At 38.5% G+C, this 16,744-nt stretch carries 16 protein-coding genes and 3 riboswitches; all 16 genes read right to left on the bottom strand.

Annotation, left to right across the window (positions count from 1 at the left end; all coding sequences use genetic code 11):
* Positions 1 to 151: 151 nt before the first annotated feature.
* Positions 152 to 1,354 (bottom strand): ABC transporter substrate-binding protein, encoded by a 1,203-nt coding sequence (locus FI644_RS13580; RefSeq protein ID WP_053477776.1) that lies wholly within the window; start codon positions 1,352 to 1,354, stop codon positions 152 to 154.
* 308 nt (positions 1,355 to 1,662) lie between these two features.
* Complete coding sequence (locus FI644_RS13575) at positions 1,663 to 2,430, bottom strand: Na+/H+ antiporter NhaC family protein (protein ID WP_142108508.1); 768 nt, start codon at positions 2,428 to 2,430, stop codon at positions 1,663 to 1,665.
* 29 nt (positions 2,431 to 2,459) lie between these two features.
* A riboswitch (Lysine riboswitch) is annotated at positions 2,460 to 2,666 on the bottom strand.
* A 147-nt stretch (positions 2,667 to 2,813) separates the two neighbouring features.
* Positions 2,814 to 3,899 (bottom strand): HD-GYP domain-containing protein, encoded by a 1,086-nt coding sequence (locus tag FI644_RS13570; protein ID WP_053477775.1) that lies wholly within the window; start codon positions 3,897 to 3,899, stop codon positions 2,814 to 2,816.
* Between the two features lie 200 nt (positions 3,900 to 4,099).
* Positions 4,100 to 4,402 (bottom strand): YunC family protein, encoded by a 303-nt coding sequence (locus FI644_RS13565; protein WP_053477774.1) that lies wholly within the window; start codon positions 4,400 to 4,402, stop codon positions 4,100 to 4,102.
* Positions 4,403 to 4,467: 65 nt separating this feature from the next.
* Entirely contained in the window at positions 4,468 to 5,307 is an 840-nt protein-coding gene (locus FI644_RS13560; RefSeq protein WP_053477773.1) for a DUF72 domain-containing protein, read from the bottom strand.
* A 268-nt stretch (positions 5,308 to 5,575) separates the two neighbouring features.
* The gene (gene sufB / locus FI644_RS13555) at positions 5,576 to 6,973 is read right to left on the bottom strand and encodes a Fe-S cluster assembly protein SufB (protein ID WP_053477772.1); all 1,398 of its coding nucleotides are present in this window, start codon (positions 6,971 to 6,973) and stop codon (positions 5,576 to 5,578) included.
* 95 nt (positions 6,974 to 7,068) lie between these two features.
* Complete coding sequence (gene sufU, locus FI644_RS13550) at positions 7,069 to 7,500, bottom strand: Fe-S cluster assembly sulfur transfer protein SufU (RefSeq protein ID WP_053477771.1); 432 nt, start codon at positions 7,498 to 7,500, stop codon at positions 7,069 to 7,071.
* On the bottom strand, positions 7,490 to 8,719 hold the full coding sequence (locus FI644_RS13545) for a cysteine desulfurase (protein ID WP_053477770.1): 1,230 nt from the start codon (positions 8,717 to 8,719) through the stop codon (positions 7,490 to 7,492). The genes sufU and FI644_RS13545 overlap by 11 nt, the downstream gene beginning before the upstream one ends.
* On the bottom strand, positions 8,719 to 10,029 hold the full coding sequence (sufD, locus tag FI644_RS13540; RefSeq protein ID WP_053477769.1) for a Fe-S cluster assembly protein SufD: 1,311 nt from the start codon (positions 10,027 to 10,029) through the stop codon (positions 8,719 to 8,721). The genes FI644_RS13545 and sufD overlap by 1 nt, the downstream gene beginning before the upstream one ends.
* 18 nt (positions 10,030 to 10,047) lie before the next feature.
* Entirely contained in the window at positions 10,048 to 10,833 is a 786-nt protein-coding gene (sufC, locus tag FI644_RS13535; protein WP_053477768.1) for a Fe-S cluster assembly ATPase SufC, read from the bottom strand.
* 460 nt (positions 10,834 to 11,293) lie between these two features.
* Positions 11,294 to 11,488, bottom strand: a complete 195-nt coding sequence (locus FI644_RS13530; protein ID WP_053477766.1) for a YuzK family famiily protein — start codon at positions 11,486 to 11,488, stop codon at positions 11,294 to 11,296.
* Between the two features lie 205 nt (positions 11,489 to 11,693).
* Positions 11,694 to 12,551: a MetQ/NlpA family ABC transporter substrate-binding protein gene (locus FI644_RS13525; protein ID WP_142108507.1), complete on the bottom strand. Its 858-nt coding sequence runs from the start codon at positions 12,549 to 12,551 to the stop codon at positions 11,694 to 11,696.
* Between the two features lie 13 nt (positions 12,552 to 12,564).
* Entirely contained in the window at positions 12,565 to 13,233 is a 669-nt protein-coding gene (locus tag FI644_RS13520; protein WP_142108506.1) for a methionine ABC transporter permease, read from the bottom strand.
* The gene (locus FI644_RS13515; RefSeq protein ID WP_142109032.1) at positions 13,226 to 14,251 is read right to left on the bottom strand and encodes a methionine ABC transporter ATP-binding protein; all 1,026 of its coding nucleotides are present in this window, start codon (positions 14,249 to 14,251) and stop codon (positions 13,226 to 13,228) included. Before FI644_RS13515 ends, FI644_RS13520 begins: the two co-directional genes overlap by 8 nt.
* 150 nt (positions 14,252 to 14,401) lie before the next feature.
* Positions 14,402 to 14,509, bottom strand: a riboswitch (SAM riboswitch).
* A 165-nt stretch (positions 14,510 to 14,674) separates the two neighbouring features.
* Complete coding sequence (locus FI644_RS13510; RefSeq protein ID WP_056686150.1) at positions 14,675 to 15,991, bottom strand: O-acetylhomoserine aminocarboxypropyltransferase/cysteine synthase family protein; 1,317 nt, start codon at positions 15,989 to 15,991, stop codon at positions 14,675 to 14,677.
* Positions 15,992 to 16,142: 151 nt separating this feature from the next.
* Positions 16,143 to 16,245, bottom strand: a riboswitch (SAM riboswitch).
* Between the two features lie 88 nt (positions 16,246 to 16,333).
* On the bottom strand, positions 16,334 to 16,672 hold the full coding sequence (locus tag FI644_RS13505) for a hypothetical protein (RefSeq protein ID WP_053477762.1): 339 nt from the start codon (positions 16,670 to 16,672) through the stop codon (positions 16,334 to 16,336).
* Positions 16,673 to 16,744: the final 72 nt, after the last annotated feature.

The following is a 16,744-nucleotide window of genomic DNA, read 5'->3' as shown; positions in this document are numbered from 1 at the left end:
ATAGCGATTCGATGTTGACTTATCGTAGGAGGGGAAGGGAAGCCCAATAGGCGCTAGGCGCTGAAGCTGGACAACTGTCTTACTTCAGGAATTCCTCTCTTTAAATTGGAAATGGGAGGATACATTATCCCCCCATTTCTCCAGCCCTATCTTACGGATTCACTTTAGACTTGAAGACTTGCTTCCCATCTTTATGTTCTAAAACAGTAGCTGATTTAATTGGGTTGTGAAATTCGTCAACAGTTACGACACCAGTTACAAGAGATAAATCTTTTGTTTCTGCAAGAGCATCCTTAATTTTTGTTGCATCAGATGTATCGCCCGCACGTTTCATTGCATCTACTAAGAAATAAACAGAATCATAGCCAAGAGCATTAAATGCATCAGGAGACTTTCCAGAATATTTTTTTGAGAAGCTTGTTACAAACTTTTGAATTGTTTCATCTGGATCTTGTGCTGAATAATGGTTTGTAAGGAATGTGTTATTTAACGCTTCGGCACCAGCTAAATCAACAAGAATTGGAGAATCCCAGCCATCAGCGCCCATAAAAGGAACCGTAATGCCCATTTCACGTGCTTGCTTAATAATCAAGCCTACTTCTTCATAATAGCCAGGGATAAAAATAAATTCAGGGTTAGCTGACTTGATACGAGTTAATGTTGAACGGAAATCTGTATCTTTTGCTACATAAGATTCTTCAGAAACTACTTTTCCGCCAGCAGCCTCGAACGTTTCCTTAAAAGATGCAGCTAGACCTTTTGCATAATCACTTGCATTATCCGCATAGATTGCTGCATTTTTAATATTTAAATCTCCGGCTGCAAAATTAGCTGCAACAGTTCCTTGGAATGGATCAATAAAAGAAGTCCGGAATACAAATTCATTTACTTTTCCATTCGTTCCAACTGTTACGTTCGGGCTAGTTCCAGATGGAGATAGTAGAATGGTTTTATTATCGTTGGCAATTTGTGCTTGTGCCACTGAATTTCCACTAGTAGCTGCGCCAATGATAGCTGTTACTTTATCTTGGTTTGTCAATTTAATAGCAGCGTTTGTCGCTTCAGCAGCATCTGATTTATTATCTACTTTAATGATTTCTATTTTCTTGCCGTCTACACCGCCGCTATTATTAATCTCTTCAACAGCAAGATCAATTCCTTCGGCAATCCCCTGCCCATAAGAAGCAACAGCTCCTGATAGCTCCAGGTTTGCACCGATTTTAATTGTATCTCCGCCTCCGCCAGAGTCTTTTGAACCCTCTGTACCAGCCTTTTCCCCGCCGCAGCCAGCTAATACTCCGGCTACCAAGGCCGAAGCCATAAGTACTGAAGTAATTTTCTTTCTAAAAAACATCTCTACTCCCCCTTTTATTTCTGATTGTTCTGAACATTTAGATCGTATTGAGGTTTTTTTGTCTGTCCATTTACCAGTTTGCCTTTCACATCTACCCCCTGCAAATAGTCAGTTCTTCCTTCTAATAAAAAAATAATGATGAATCCTAGTATTATCTGACTAATTGATATAATCTAAAAACAGTATAATATTTTTAGATTAATCTGTCAAAGCAATATTTTAGCAAAATTATAATTATTCAAAATATATCTTATCATTATTTTTTTAACAATAAAAAGGCCCTCTCATCAAGAGAAAGCCCTTTTCTTTTATTCTACTTGCATATTCTGCCACTCGGCTTTCGAACGTCTGCCAGCTATTATTATAAAATCAAGGAGGATTAAGGGAAGAAATGAAGGATTTAAATTCGTACGCTCAGCAATACCTGCTAAATATTTACCAGTTTCTAGACGCCCGATTAAATCAGCAATCACCCATGCAAATAGAAGAATGTACACAGCCGGAAGCATCGATTTCGTTCCTGCCCAAACTCCCCATCCTAATACTTGTCCACCCACTCCCTTTAAAACAAAGACTTGGCGGATAAAAAATCCTAATGTAACAATTAATCCAAATAGTCCACCAAGAATGAGTGATTTTGTCACATCTGTATTTTCAAAAATTGTTAAGACTGTCACGCTTCCTTCGGTCCCTGCAATTCCTGTCCAAAGCATAGCTCCAACTGTTCCAACAATAAGAGCAATGATTGACCATAGCAAGTCGCCAACAGATCCTTTCGTGCTTGTCGGCAGATCATCTTTCAATTCCCCGGCAGCTGGCTTTGTAGGGTCTGCTACCACCCCTTCCTTTACAGCATGCCGTTCGTGCACTTTCATTGGTCCAATTTCTAACCCTTTGAATGCGACAATGAACACCATTGCTAATGTAGCCCAGACATATAGATTCATCGGGATTATTTGCATAAATGCAGAGAACGCTGAATACTCCGTTATATTATCTGATGTTAGAATCGTACCAATTAATGCAATAAATGATAGAAAAAATAAAAAAGAGTAACGATAGAGGTGATCTATCATTACTCTTATAAGTAATAAGATTCTCCATCACGACCTGTAGCTCCCCAATATGAAGGCTTAGTAAAGCAGATTTCCTGCTTGTCCTTCATAATGACAGTATTACCCTTATTCAAAGTAACCCCAGCAAATGATTGTTGACACAAATTCATTTACTTCGGCAAAATTCCCTTTAGGCTGTGATCCTTGTTGTCATCCTCACACAGCTTACTCTTAAATTCTGCACCTCTACCCCATCGGATATGATAAGGTTTATTCAATTGTTTATTACTATACCAGAATAATAGATTAGTGACAAGTTCTATAATAAAAATGAAGGTATCCATTCTATTTTCGTAATAAAAAATACTCTTTATTAATGAAATCTTTCTAAACTTTTGTACGCATTAAAAGGCTGTGTCACATTCCGCTATGACCACATTTAGTTCAATTTTTAAATCTAATTCATATGGTGGAACTTGTTCCCCTTTATGCTCCATAATTCTTATAATCGGACGATCCCCTAAACCTATATTTTGCCCTGTAACAATTCCTTTTCGTCCATCATTTAACTCTACCGTTATCCCGACCGGATAGATGGCAACAGCTAATCGAAAGGCTTCTACAATTTTCTGTTCAAATAAGGTTCCAGAACCTGCATATAGAATTTCTAAGCCTTCATGCGGCAGCATCGCTTTCCGATAGACACGATTCGATGTTACTGCATCAAATACATCAGCAACAGCAATGATTTTTCCAAAAAAGTGAATGTCTTTTCCAGTAATTCCTCTAGGATAGCCCGAACCATCAATACGCTCGTGATGCTGATAAGCACAATGCGCAACTAAGAGAGGTATGGTTTGTACCTTCCTTAAAATTTGAAAACCAGCTTCCGCATGCTCTTTAATTGCAACATACTCTTCTTCCGTTAATCTTCCTGGTTTTAACAAAACATCTATCGGCACCTGCAGTTTTCCAATATCATGGAAAATAGCACCTAAACCTAATGTTTCTAATTCCTTTGGCGTAAGTTTCAGCTCCAATCCAAGCGCTAATGAGTATAACGTGACATTTAACGAATGGGTGAAGATATAGTTATCGTATGTATAAGCATCTGAAAGTAAGTTCAATAGTTCTTTATTGCTTCCTAACTCAGTCATAAGAAACCGAATCAATTCGGATAGACGTCTTGATGCCTTTTCAACTACAAATGAACTGGATATACTTGAATCCTTTTGGATCTCCAAAAAAGTCGAATTTATTGTTTGAATTGCTTTTCTTCGGATAGGATCGGATAGTGTTCCTTTGTATTCAATATCATCCGTTTGACTATCCTTTATAAAAATATAACTAATTCCTAATGAATTTAAGCGCTGAATCATACTCTCCTTCAGCTCAACACCTTCACTAAGCAAGATTTGTCCTGTTTCATTATAAATGGTCTTCGCAAGTATTGTACCAGCTTCTACGGATGAGGTTGTCACTAATCGCATAAATTACTCCTATAACATTTCCGAAGTTTTTCCAATGTCGTTCTCATTCATTATCACCTTTAACTATAATAACCTTTTTCGCTAAAAAGTGACAGGTAAGACTCTAATTATGTCGAAAAATATTGAAATTAGAAAACAAAAAAGGCAGCCAATTGAAGTCTATTTCACAAAATCTTGTGAACAGCTCCATTGGCATGCCTTTATACCATTTTTAGTAAAGCCTCTTTCCCTATCATTCCTCGATGAATGCCCAACGACTCCGCTTCATACGTGACGGATTCCAATGGTGCTTCAAGCAGCTGTTCGATGGTTTTTACTCCCACTGCCCTGCCAGCAATTACTTTCCGATCCTTTAATTTCTCATTAAGTAATGAGACATCAAGTGCCCCACACATAATATATCCTTTATCATTTGTTACTACAAGTAAATTTGTTTTCGGCAATTCCACGGAGACGCATAGGAATGTATGCCCCTTTATATCAACAGGTTTCAAGTCAATCATAAATCAAACACTCCTTTCCCTCTCTATCAAAATATGCTAGTGGATGGAAATGCGTGTAATGAATTTTAAAATAACTCCAATTGTCTAGGGGCAAGGTCATTATACTCAATATTTAACATTTGTATGAGCTGTTTCGCATTGTCAGCAGCGTCGCCGCCTGAATTATTGTTAAAAACTGCATATACCGTTTTGCACTTTTTTTCTAGTACCTTTAACCATTCTGCCCATTCAGCAAGTTCACTCTCGTTGTATCGATACAAATATCTAACCTCTCGCCAATTATCAGCATTTTTCTTTTGCCAGCCATGAATATTACGACCGTGAAACCTCACTAAAACCTTTTCTTCGTGCGTCGGTTCCAGCACAATCGGAATAGAGCCTGTGCCTGCCTGTGGCTCATCACAAATACTATGAATCCATCCTTCCTCTTTCATAAAGTGGATGGTTTTATCCTTAAATGCAGGATGGAACCATGATTGGTTCCGGAATTCTAATGCACATGGTATATCGCCCATTTGTGCTTTACACCAACGTAAATAATCTACATTTTGCTTTTTGCAATCAAACCATGGCGGAAATTGAAAAAGCACCATAGTAAGTTTATTCCTATAAGGCTCTAAGGAATCCTTAAAAGCAGCAAACATTTCACCTTTATCCTGGAATGGAATTTCTCCTCTTTCATGCCCAGTCATTCCTTGATACGCTTTCACAATAAATTGAAAGGAGTCAGGAGTGTCTTTCATCCACTTTTCCGCATTCCGTTTTGGCTGGACAGCATAAAAGGAAGCATCCACTTCGACTGTTGGAAAGTGGCTCGCATACGACCTTAACTTTTCACCTGGTGAAATCGGATTTGTATATAGGGTATCGTGGTCACCCCATCCAGTTACTCCAATTAGAATCAATCAGCACACCTCCAATTGTTTTCTGTAAGTTAAATGTAAAAACTACTCTCATCCAATGGTAAAAGGATCCTTTATAGGTGCAAACATAAGAGAAAACACTCCTACATTTTATATAGAAAAGGGATATGGGACAATAGCTGTGGTCATAAGTACAAAAGTATCCCATAGAAGGTGGCTATGGGATATAGCCAATTGCTATCTCTGTACACTGTTTTATAAAATTAAACCACTCACCAAAATAGTGAGTGGTTTAATTTTTAACTATCTATTAACCGATTGAACCTTCCATCTCGAACTTGATTAAACGGTTCATTTCCACCGCATATTCCATCGGAAGTTCCTTCGTAAATGGTTCGATGAAGCCCATTACGATCATTTCAGTTGCTTCTTGTTCAGAGATTCCGCGGCTCATTAGATAGAATAATTGCTCTTCTGATACTTTGGAAACCTTAGCTTCATGCTCTAATGAGATGTTGTCGTTCATGATTTCGTTATATGGAATCGTATCTGATGTTGATTGATTATCCATGATTAACGTATCACACTCAATATTTGCACGAGCACCATCCGCTTTACGGCCAAATTGGACGATTCCGCGGTATGTTACCTTTCCGCCGTGCTTAGAAATAGATTTTGATACAATGGTAGAAGACGTATTTGGTGCTAGATGAATCATTTTTGCTCCAGCATCCTGGTGCTGACCTTTACCTGCAATCGCAATCGAAAGTGTCATTCCACGAGCGCCTTCTCCTTTTAAAATAACGGCTGGATACTTCATTGTTAATTTTGATCCAATATTTCCGTCAATCCATTCCATTGTTGCGTTGGCTTCACAAACTGCACGCTTTGTAACAAGGTTGTATACGTTGTTTGCCCAGTTTTGGATCGTTGTATAGCGGCAATATGCATCCTTTTTAATGATGATTTCAACAACTGCACTGTGAAGGGAGTTTGTTGTGTAAACAGGAGCCGTACATCCTTCGACATAGTGTACATGTGCACCTTCATCAACAATGATTAATGTACGCTCAAATTGGCCCATATTCTCAGAGTTGATACGGAAGTATGCTTGTAATGGTGTTTCTACTTTAATTCCTTTTGGAACATAGATGAATGAACCGCCTGACCAAACCGCGGAGTTTAGTGCAGCAAATTTATTATCTGTCGGCGGAATTACTTTTGCCCAATGCTCACGGAAAAGCTCTTCGTTCTCACGTAAAGCGGAATCTGTATCCTTAAATACGATTCCTTGTGCTTCAAGGTCTTCCTGCATATTATGATAAACAACCTCTGATTCGTATTGAGCGGATACCCCAGCTAAATACTTTTGCTCAGCTTCTGGAATCCCAAGCTTATCAAACGTTTGTTTAATTTCCTCAGGTACTTCATCCCATGATTTCTCTGTCTTTTCAGATGGTTTTACATAATATGTGATTTCATCAAAGTTTAATGACGCTAAATCTCCGCCCCATTGCGGCATAGGCATGTTGTAGAAATGCTCCAATGATTTTAAACGGAAGTCAAGCATCCATTGTGGCTCTTGCTTCATTTTTGAAATCTCTTCAACAATCTCTTTCGTTAAACCGCGTTTTGATCGGAAAATGGAAACGTCCTTATCGGCAAAACCATATTTATAATCGCCAATTTCCGGCATCTTTTTTGCCATCGTCGTATTCCTCCATTCATTTGCGATTGGTCCTTAAAGGTCCAATCAACTATAATTTATCGGCTAGGATCTGCTTAAAGCATTTAATTAAAGCTTTATTCTTCCTTTAATCCCTTTTCCATAGCCTTCCATGCTAACGTTGCACATTTAATTCTAGCCGGGAATTTTGCAACGCCCTGCAATGCTTCAATATCTCCAAGATCAATATCGTCTTCATAGTCTTTTCCCTGCATGATCAGTGAAAAAACCTCCGAAAGCTTTAAGGCATCTTCAATATTTCTTCCTTTAATCGCTTGAGTCATCATGGAGGCGGAGGACATCGAAATCGAACAGCCTTCTCCTTCAAATTTCGCATCCACAACCTTGTCACCTTCAAGCTTTAACGTTAATTGAATGCGGTCCCCACATGTTGGGTTATTCATATTAATCGTTAAGCTGTCATCTTCAAGCACCCCTTTATTGCGGGGATTTTTATAATGGTCCATAATTACTTGCCGATAGAGAGTATCTAAATTGTTAGAAGACATCGCTGAAATACTCCTTTGTTTTGAGAAGCCCACTTACAAGCTTATCAATCTCTTCTTCTGTATTGTACAGATAGAAGCTTGCCCGTGCGGTGGCTGATTGCTTCAACCATTTCATTAGCGGCTGTGCACAATGATGACCCGCACGAACAGCGATTCCTTCAGCATCCAATACAGTTGCTACATCATGAGGATGGACATCATCAAGATTAAACGTGACTAATCCCGCACGTTTAGCTGCTTCCTTCGGTCCAAAAATTGTTAATCCCTCAACAGCAGACATTTTTTCTATCGCGTATGCAGCCAGTCTATGTTCATGAGCTTCAATTTGATCTAAGCCAACTTCTTCTAAGAAATCGATCGCAGCACCTAAGCCAATAGCACCTGCAATGATCGGTGTGCCCCCCTCAAACTTCCAAGGAAGCTCCTTCCAAGTAGATTCGTATAAACCTACAAAATCAATCATTTCTCCGCCAAATTCGATCGGCTCCATATTTTCAAGAAGCTGTTTCCTACCATATAATACGCCAATGCCAGTCGGCCCGCACATCTTATGGCCCGAAAAAGCAAAGAAATCACAATCTAAATCTTGGACATCTACTTTTAAATGCGGTGTGCTTTGCGCACCATCAACGACCATAATCGCTCCATTTTCATGGGCAATTTTTGCGATATCCTTAATAGGATTTACAACACCCAGCACATTTGATACTTGCATAATAGAAACAATTTTCGTGTCAGAATTCACGGTTTCTCTTACATCATCAAGAGAAATTGTTCCATCCTCCTGTAGAGGCAAGTATTTTAAAACGGCGCCTGTTTGCTTAGCTACTTGCTGCCAAGGGATAATATTGCTGTGATGCTCCATATAAGAAATGACGATTTCATCTCCTTCATGGAGGTTTGCCCTTGCGTAGCTAGCCGCAACAGTATTCAAAGCCGTTGTTGTCCCTCTAGTAAAAATAATTTCTTCTGTAGACTTAGCGTTAATAAATTTGCGTACCTTTTCTCTTGCACCCTCATATCCATCCGTAGCCCTTGTACCGAGTGTGTGGACTCCACGGTGAACATTCGAATTTATTTCACGATAATACGTATCTATTGCCTCAATAACCTGAATTGGCTTTTGGGATGTTGCTGCACTGTCTAGGTATACGAGCGGCTTCCCATTGACTTCCTGATGAAGGATTGGAAACAGTTGACGAATATCATGAATATCCATTATTTTACTTTCCTTTCAATAACGGACGTAAGCTGTTTTTTTACTCCTTCAATAGGAAGTGCGTTTACAACTGGAGCAAGGAATCCATGAATAACAAGTCGCTCAGCTTCTGTCTTTGGAATGCCTCGGCTCATTAAGTAGTACAACTGCAGCGGGTCGACACGTCCAACAGAGGCAGCATGGCCTGCAGTTACATCGTCCTCATCAATTAATAGAATTGGATTCGCATCTCCGCGTGCTTTTTCACTAAGCATAAGAACACGTGATTCTTGTTCAGCATTTGACTTAGAAGCGCCGTGCTCGATTTTACCAATTCCATTAAAGATAGATGTAGCAGCGTCCTTCATAACACCGTGCTTAAGAATATACCCTTCCGTATTCTTACCAAAGTGTACGATGCTTGTTGTGAAGTTTTGTGTTTGTTCCCCACGGCCTACAACAACTGTTTTTGTATCCCCATAAGATCCATCACCAATTAAGTTTGTTACGTTTTCATAAATGGTATTGCTGTCATTCATTAAGCCAAGCGCCCATTCAATGCGAGCATCTCTATCAGCTATCCCGCGGCGATTCACATAGCCAGTAAGTCCCTTCGCAAGGGTATCAACCGCTCCATATTGTACTTTTGCATTTGCTTTCGCAAGTACTTCAGTCACAATATTGAATACGCCATTTGCAGTGTCCATTGTAGAAACATAGTTTTCAACATAAGTAACCGAACTATTGTCTTCAGCGACAACAATCACATGATTAAAAAGAGCAGCTTCTTCGTTGTCATGAATAAATACAGCCTGAATGGGTTCTGCTACTTCAACGTTTTTGGGAACATATAAGAAAATTCCACCGTTTACTAATGCAGCGTGAAGAGCAGTTAAACGATGCTCATCCACCTTCACACCATCTTGCATGAAATATTTTTGAAGCAGATCTCCATGCTCTCTTGCCGCTGTAAAGATATCAGTAAAAATAACTCCCTTGGACTGAATATCTTTTGATACGGATAAGTAAGATGGTCTGTTATTGCGTTGTATATATAAGTTTTGATCAGCAGCTTCTAAGTCAATTAATGTCTTCACTTCTTCAGAAAGCTCATTTAATGAAGAGAAATCCTCGCTGCTAACAATATGCTTATTGAACTGTGTAAAGTTCCATTTATCAATCTTAGTTTTATCAGGCTTTGGCATTGGCAAATTCTCAGCATTTGCTATTGCGCTTAAACGAAGCTCTGTTAGCCAAGCCGGCTCGCCCATTTCTTTTGAAAAGGAACTTAAATATTCCTTATCAAACGGTAACTTTGTTTCTGTTGACATAATGATCCTCCTAACAAATTACGCTTCTTGGCCAACTGTTTCGTCTTCAATACCGAGCTCTTTCTTAATCCAGTCATATCCTTCTGACTCTAGGCGCTGTGCTAGTTCAGGACCGCCAGACTTCACAATGCGTCCTTGCATCATTACGTGTACATGGTCAGGAGTAATGTAGTTTAATAAACGTTGATAGTGAGTGATAATTAAGCAGCCAAACTCTTCTCCACGCATTTCGTTAATTCCTTTTGAAACAACCTTTAATGCGTCAATATCAAGACCTGAATCAATTTCATCTAGAATAGCAATCTTTGGTTCGATCATCATAAGCTGAAGAATCTCATTACGCTTCTTCTCCCCGCCTGAGAATCCTTCATTCAAATAGCGTTGAGCCATATCTTGATCCATCTCAAGGAAATCCATTTTGCTATCCATCTTACGGATAAATTTCATTAATGAAATTTCATTTCCTTCTTCAAGGCGGCTATTAATTGCTGAACGCAAGAAATCCGCATTTGTTACACCAGTAATTTCACTTGGGTATTGCATAGCAAGAAATAGACCAGCACGTGCACGCTCGTCAACTTCCATTTCCAATACATCTTCCCCATCTAAAGTAACACTTCCGCTTGTTACTTCATATTTAGGATGGCCCATGATAGCTGATGAAAGGGTTGACTTCCCTGTTCCATTCGGTCCCATGATCGCATGGATTTCTCCGCCCTTAATTTCAAGATTAACACCTTTTAATATTTCTTTGTCTTCAATAGAAACATGAAGATCTTTAATTGTTAATTTAGAACCTGCCATTACTATACCTCCATCAATAAAAGAAGATTTATATTACGGCCATGCCGCAACCTTCTATTCTCATTTTATTCTCATTCCAATCTTATAACAAATGAAATCTGTTAGCAACTCTTTCAGCCCATTCACAGCATTTTTATACAAAAATAATAAAGTGCTTTAAACCTTGTGTCTTTCCTATCTTTTGCCGAAAATACAATCCTAATCATTTACCTATTTATTCTAACCATAGTACATTTTTTCATGTAATAAAATTAATTTAATTGAGAATCATCCTTTATAACTTGTCCACCTATTAAGAATACATGAATATTCAGTATAATAATACCATAAGAGCTTTCATGCAAAAAGAAAAGCAGAAACAGCTTGCTTCGTGGTGACGAGAAGCTGAACAAATAAAAAAAGGAATCAGCAATATATATATACTGAATTCCCTTTTCCTTCATTATTATATAGTGCAGCTTTAGGAATGAACCTTCTTTTCTAAATTAGCAATCATTTGCTGACATTTAATATGTTCTTCCTGGCGTCTTTTTTCGACCTTCATTCGAACCTCATGCTTCCTGCTGTATGTTTCATACCCTACACCATGGGCTCCGTGCATTGCCTTTTCCATATCGCTTGTGTAATTCAACTGTAGCTGGTTAATAAAAACCAATCCTTTCGTCTGTGCGATTTAATTTACGTTCAAATTTTAACATCTCCACTGGATGTAAGACAATGACGAAATTAGCTGAAATTAAATGCAGAAAATTGAATTATTACCTTTAAAACGCTTTCATTTATATCATGCTTACAAATGGTGCAAAATTCTTTAAATATTAAAAAGCAGGCATTAGAAATGCCTGCTTTCTTCTATTCGTTTATTCAGATACAGGGATCACTGCACCTTTATATTTTTCAACGATGAAATCTTGGATTTCTTTTGAATGTAAAACTTCTACAAGTGTTTTGATTGATTCCTTCGTTTCATCTCCATTGCGTACAGTAATAATGTTTGCATACGGAGATTCATTTGCTTCAATTGCAATTGAATCTTCAACTGGGTTAAGTCCTACATCAATTGCATAGTTTGAGTTGATGACTACAACGTCACCCTCATTATTATTGAAAATTTGCGTAAGCAGCTTTGGTTCGTAATTTGCATCAAATTCTACATTTTTTGGATTCTCAACTACGTCTTCAAGTGTTGCTTTCGATTTCTCTACGCCATCCTTAAGTTTAATTAAGCCTTCTTTTTCAAGGATTGATAGAATTCGACCATGCTCAGCGACTGAGTTACTTAGAATAATATGTGCTCCTTCAGGCAGGTCAGCAATAGACTTATATTTCTTAGAATATACAGCCATCGGTTCAATATGAATTCCACCTGCATTAACAAAGTCATATCCATTCTCTTCGATTTGAAGCTCTAAATATGGAATATGTTGGAAGTAATTAGCATCCAATTCCTTTGTCTCTAACGCTTTGTTAGGAAGGATATAATCTTGGAAAGTAACAATTTCCAATTCAATTCCTTTTTCTTTCAGAATTGGCTTCGCTTCCTCAAGAATCTCAGCATGAGGAATGTTAGACGCACCTACAGTTAGTTTAGATGTTTCTTCACTTTTATTTCCTTCACTTGCTCCACCATTTTCACTGCCTTTTTCTTCTGATGTTCCGCATGCAGTAAGGAATAAAGCAACTGCTAGTGCGAAAACAAATGGTAACCATTTCTTCATTTTTGACCTCTCCTTATCGTTTATCTAATTTAGATGTTATAAAGTCACCAATAAATTGGATGATAAATACAATTATAAGAATGATGATTGTTGCTACTAACGTAACATCGGGTCTAGTTCTTTGGAATCCTTCGAGATAGGCAAGATTACCTAGTCCTCCTGCACCAATCGCACCAGCCATTGCCGTATAGCCCACTAAGGCAATCGCCGTTACGGTAATCCCTGATACGAGAGCTGGCATTGATTCTGGCAAAAGAACTTTCCAGATAATCGTGCTTGTTTTTGCCCCCATTGATTTAGCTGCTTCAATTACACCTTTATCAATTTCTCTCAAACCGATTTCAACCATTCGAGCATAAAAGGGAGCTGCACCAATAATTAATGCCGGCAGGGCTGCATCTTCTCCAATCATTGTACCTACTAAAAATGTGGTAAATGGAATTAATAAAACGATTAATATAATGAAAGGAATCGATCTGAAAATATTAACAAATGCTGCTATAACTTTATTAATCACAGCGTTTTCCCATATATTACCTTTAGATGTTAAGAAGAGCAGTAAGCCTAATAAAGCACCTATAATAAATGTGGCTAATACTGAAATGCTTGTCATGTAAAGAGTCTCTTTTGTGGCCTCCCACATCGTCTCCCATTTTACATTTGGAAACCATTCATTAAGCATTCGTAATCACCTCCACTCCAACATGCTGGGAATGGATATATTCGATCGCTCTAGCTAATTCCTCTTTTTCCCCATCGATATGAATGAATAAAGTCCCATATGAGCCGCTTTGTGTTTGCGATATTTTCCCTTGAAGAATATTAACTGTCACCTGAAAATTTCGAATAAGATTGGTAATAAGTGGCTGTTCTGCTGACTCTCCAACAAATCCAAGCTGTACGACACGTCCGTGTGGATATAGATCAAGTAAATGATCAATCGTCTCTTTTGTTTCCTCCGGTTCCGTCACCTGTTGAACAAAACGCTTTGTAATTTCTTCTTGCGGGTTTTTAAACACATCCAGTACCGGCCCCATTTCAACTACTTTTCCGTCTTCCATTACCGCAACTCTATGACAGATTTTACGGATAACATGCATTTCGTGTGTAATTAGGACTATCGTTAACCCAAGACGCCTATTAATATCTACGAGTAAATCAAGTATGGCATCTGTTGTTTGCGGGTCTAGCGCGGAGGTAGCTTCATCGCATAAAAGTACTTTCGGATTATTCGCAAGTGCTCTTGCAATTCCGACTCTTTGTTTTTGTCCTCCGCTTAATTGTGAGGGATACGCATCCTCTCTTCCTTCGAGACCAACAAGCTTAATTAATTCGTCGACACGTTTCGCTCTTTCCCTCTTTGACACACCTGCGATTTCAAGCGGAAACGAAATGTTCTGTCTGACTGTCCTTGACCATAGCAGATTGAAATGCTGAAAGATCATGCTGATTTCTTGCCGTGCCCTTCTTAGCTTGCTACCCTTAATTTTAGATACTTCATTATTTGCGACAACCACTGTTCCCTCGGTCGGCAGTTCAAGACCATTTAACATTCGGATTAACGTGCTTTTTCCTGCTCCGCTATAGCCAATGACACCGAAGATCTCTCCCTCGTTAATCTCAAGATTAACATTATCTACAGCTTTTACCTGACCTTTTTGGGAAGGGTATATTTTTTGTACCTTTTTGATTGAAATCATCGTCATGCTGCACACCCTCTTTAAATCCAATTTTGCTTATCACTTTTAAAAGCCTTAATATATATGCGCTCATTCTAGTATTTTTCTTTTGGAAAAGAAAAATGCCTTTCTGACAATGAGCAGAAAGGCATAAAATAATTATTGTCCTTTCTCTCATCTCCCAAAGCAAGCTTTGCTTTGTGTGAATTGGCACCATTTCATTTTCATGACGGTTGCCGGGCTTCAAAGGGCACTTCCCTCCACCTCTCTTGATAAGAGCGTAACATCTATATTCAATTAACACTTTAAATTAGTAGTGATTACATTTACGAAAATTATCGTATCACGGATTTATTGAGGGTGTCAACGATTTAAATTATAATTTAGTATTTTTAAAAGATAGTATTTTTATCCAACTTTCAAAAAACTAAGATATGTCAAAGCTTATGCCTTAGAAGTTAACGATGTAATCCCTGTTGCAGACTCAATGGCTTGCTCTAAGTCATCAATTAAATCCTCTGCATTTTCAATTCCAACCGAAATACGAATTAAATCCTCTGGTACACCTGCAGCTTTTAACCCTTGTTCATCTAATTGCTGATGTGTCGTGCTGGCTGGATGAATGATCAAACTCTTAGCATCTCCTACATTTGCTACATGAGCCCATAGCTCCAAATTATTTATTAAACTCGCTCCAGCTTTTCTTCCTCCGGATATACCAAAGACCACAACAGAGCCAGCACCTTTAGGCAGATACTTATCTGCTAACGGTTTATCAGGGTGATTTTCACTTCCAGGATATAGAATCCAATTAATAGCAGGATGTGCCTCTAAATATTCTATGATTCTTTTCGTATTTGCTATATGCTCTTTCATTCGCACATGCAGCGTTTCTAATCCAAGTGTAAATTGGAATGCATTCTGCGGACTCAATGCAGGTCCTAAATCCCTCAGCAGCTGAACCCTAGCTTTTGTAATGTACGCAACCGGTCCAAGTGCCTCGCTATAAACAAGATCATGATAACTGGAATCCGGTTCTGTAAATCCAGGGAATTTTGGTGAATTCCAATCGAATTTACCGCCATCTACAATAATTCCTCCCAATGTCGTCCCATTACCTAACAGCCATTTTGTAGCGGAGTGAATGACAATATCTGCTCCATGTTCAATTGGTCTGCAAAGATATGGAGTGGCAAATGTATTGTCAATTAGAAGAGGAATCCCATTCTCATGAGCAATCTCAGCTACTTTTTCAATATCAAGCACTTTTAGACTTGGGTTGCCGATCGTTTCTGCGAAAACCGCTTTCGTTTTTTCTGTTATCGCTTCTCTGAAGTTTTCTGGATTTTCTGGATCGACTAGCTTTACATGTATTCCGTATTTTGGAAGAGTTACAGCAAAGAGATTGTAGGTTCCTCCATACAGGTTAGATGCTGCAACAATCTCATCGCCTGCCTGAGCAAGGTTAAGAATTGCTAACGTAATTGCCGCCATCCCACTTGAAACGGCTAGTGCACCTACACCGCCTTCTAACAAAGCAACTCTCTCTTCAAATACGGTTACTGTTGGATTATGAATCCTCGTATAAATATATCCGGATTCCTTTAACCCAAAAAGATTTGCTGCATGCTCAGTATTTTTAAATTGGTAAGCATTGTTTTGATAGATTGGTACAGCCCTTGCACCTGTTACAGGATCAGGCTGTAACCCGCCATGTACACCAATTGTTTCCAAACGATAGTTTCTTTGTTTTCCACTCATTTTTCATCTCTCCTTTTTTATGTGCATGAAGGTCAGGCATTATCCTCTGATATGCAATCACAATAGAATCACTGACTTAAAAGACAACAACCCCATTTAAAAGAAGAGCTGAAAAAAACCCTCTTCACAAGAAGAGGGTTGATATCATCTCTTCTTATCTTCCAGAGCAATCATGCTCTGCTGGAATTAGCACCGTGTAAATTACCGGTTGCCGGGCTTCGTCGGGCCAGTCCCTCCGCCTCTCTTGATAAGAATATTCAGTTTTTTCAGTCAGTTAATTAATTCCAATAATAACATATTGATAATTTAAAGGTCAAGTGGAATTTTGAATTTATTTATAACTTAACTTACACGCTGCTTTGAAAGAAGAAATAATGATTCTAGAAAGAGGAGTCTTCTGAAAGTAGAATCTACAAGTATATTTTTCGCTCGTATTGCACTTCTTAATTTTTCATTTCCCATTAAGATCGAGCAAATCCTCTCCTCCGTGCCAGTAATAAGTACATCATAAGTATCAGTAGGTTCAGGAGTGCAAATTTTCACATCCCCATTCTGAAATCGAATACATAGGATTTTATCCTTTGTCCGAATACATAAAGTGAACGTAACACCCTTTAAAAACACAGCTAAATGCCCTTTTGTTTTTACCTCATGAATAAATGCAGCAGTCACTTCCTTCATGCCCTCACCCCAGGTTAAACGGATAGACAGCAGGCTTTTCATCCATTTGTCTTACAATACTATTTCTTCCAT

Origin of the sequence: Cytobacillus solani (assembly GCF_006704205.1) — a bacterium.
GTDB lineage: Bacteria > Bacillota > Bacilli > Bacillales > Cytobacillaceae > Cytobacillus > Cytobacillus solani.
Note: the sequence above shows the minus strand (reverse complement) of the source record. Positions and strands in the feature narration are given on the sequence as shown.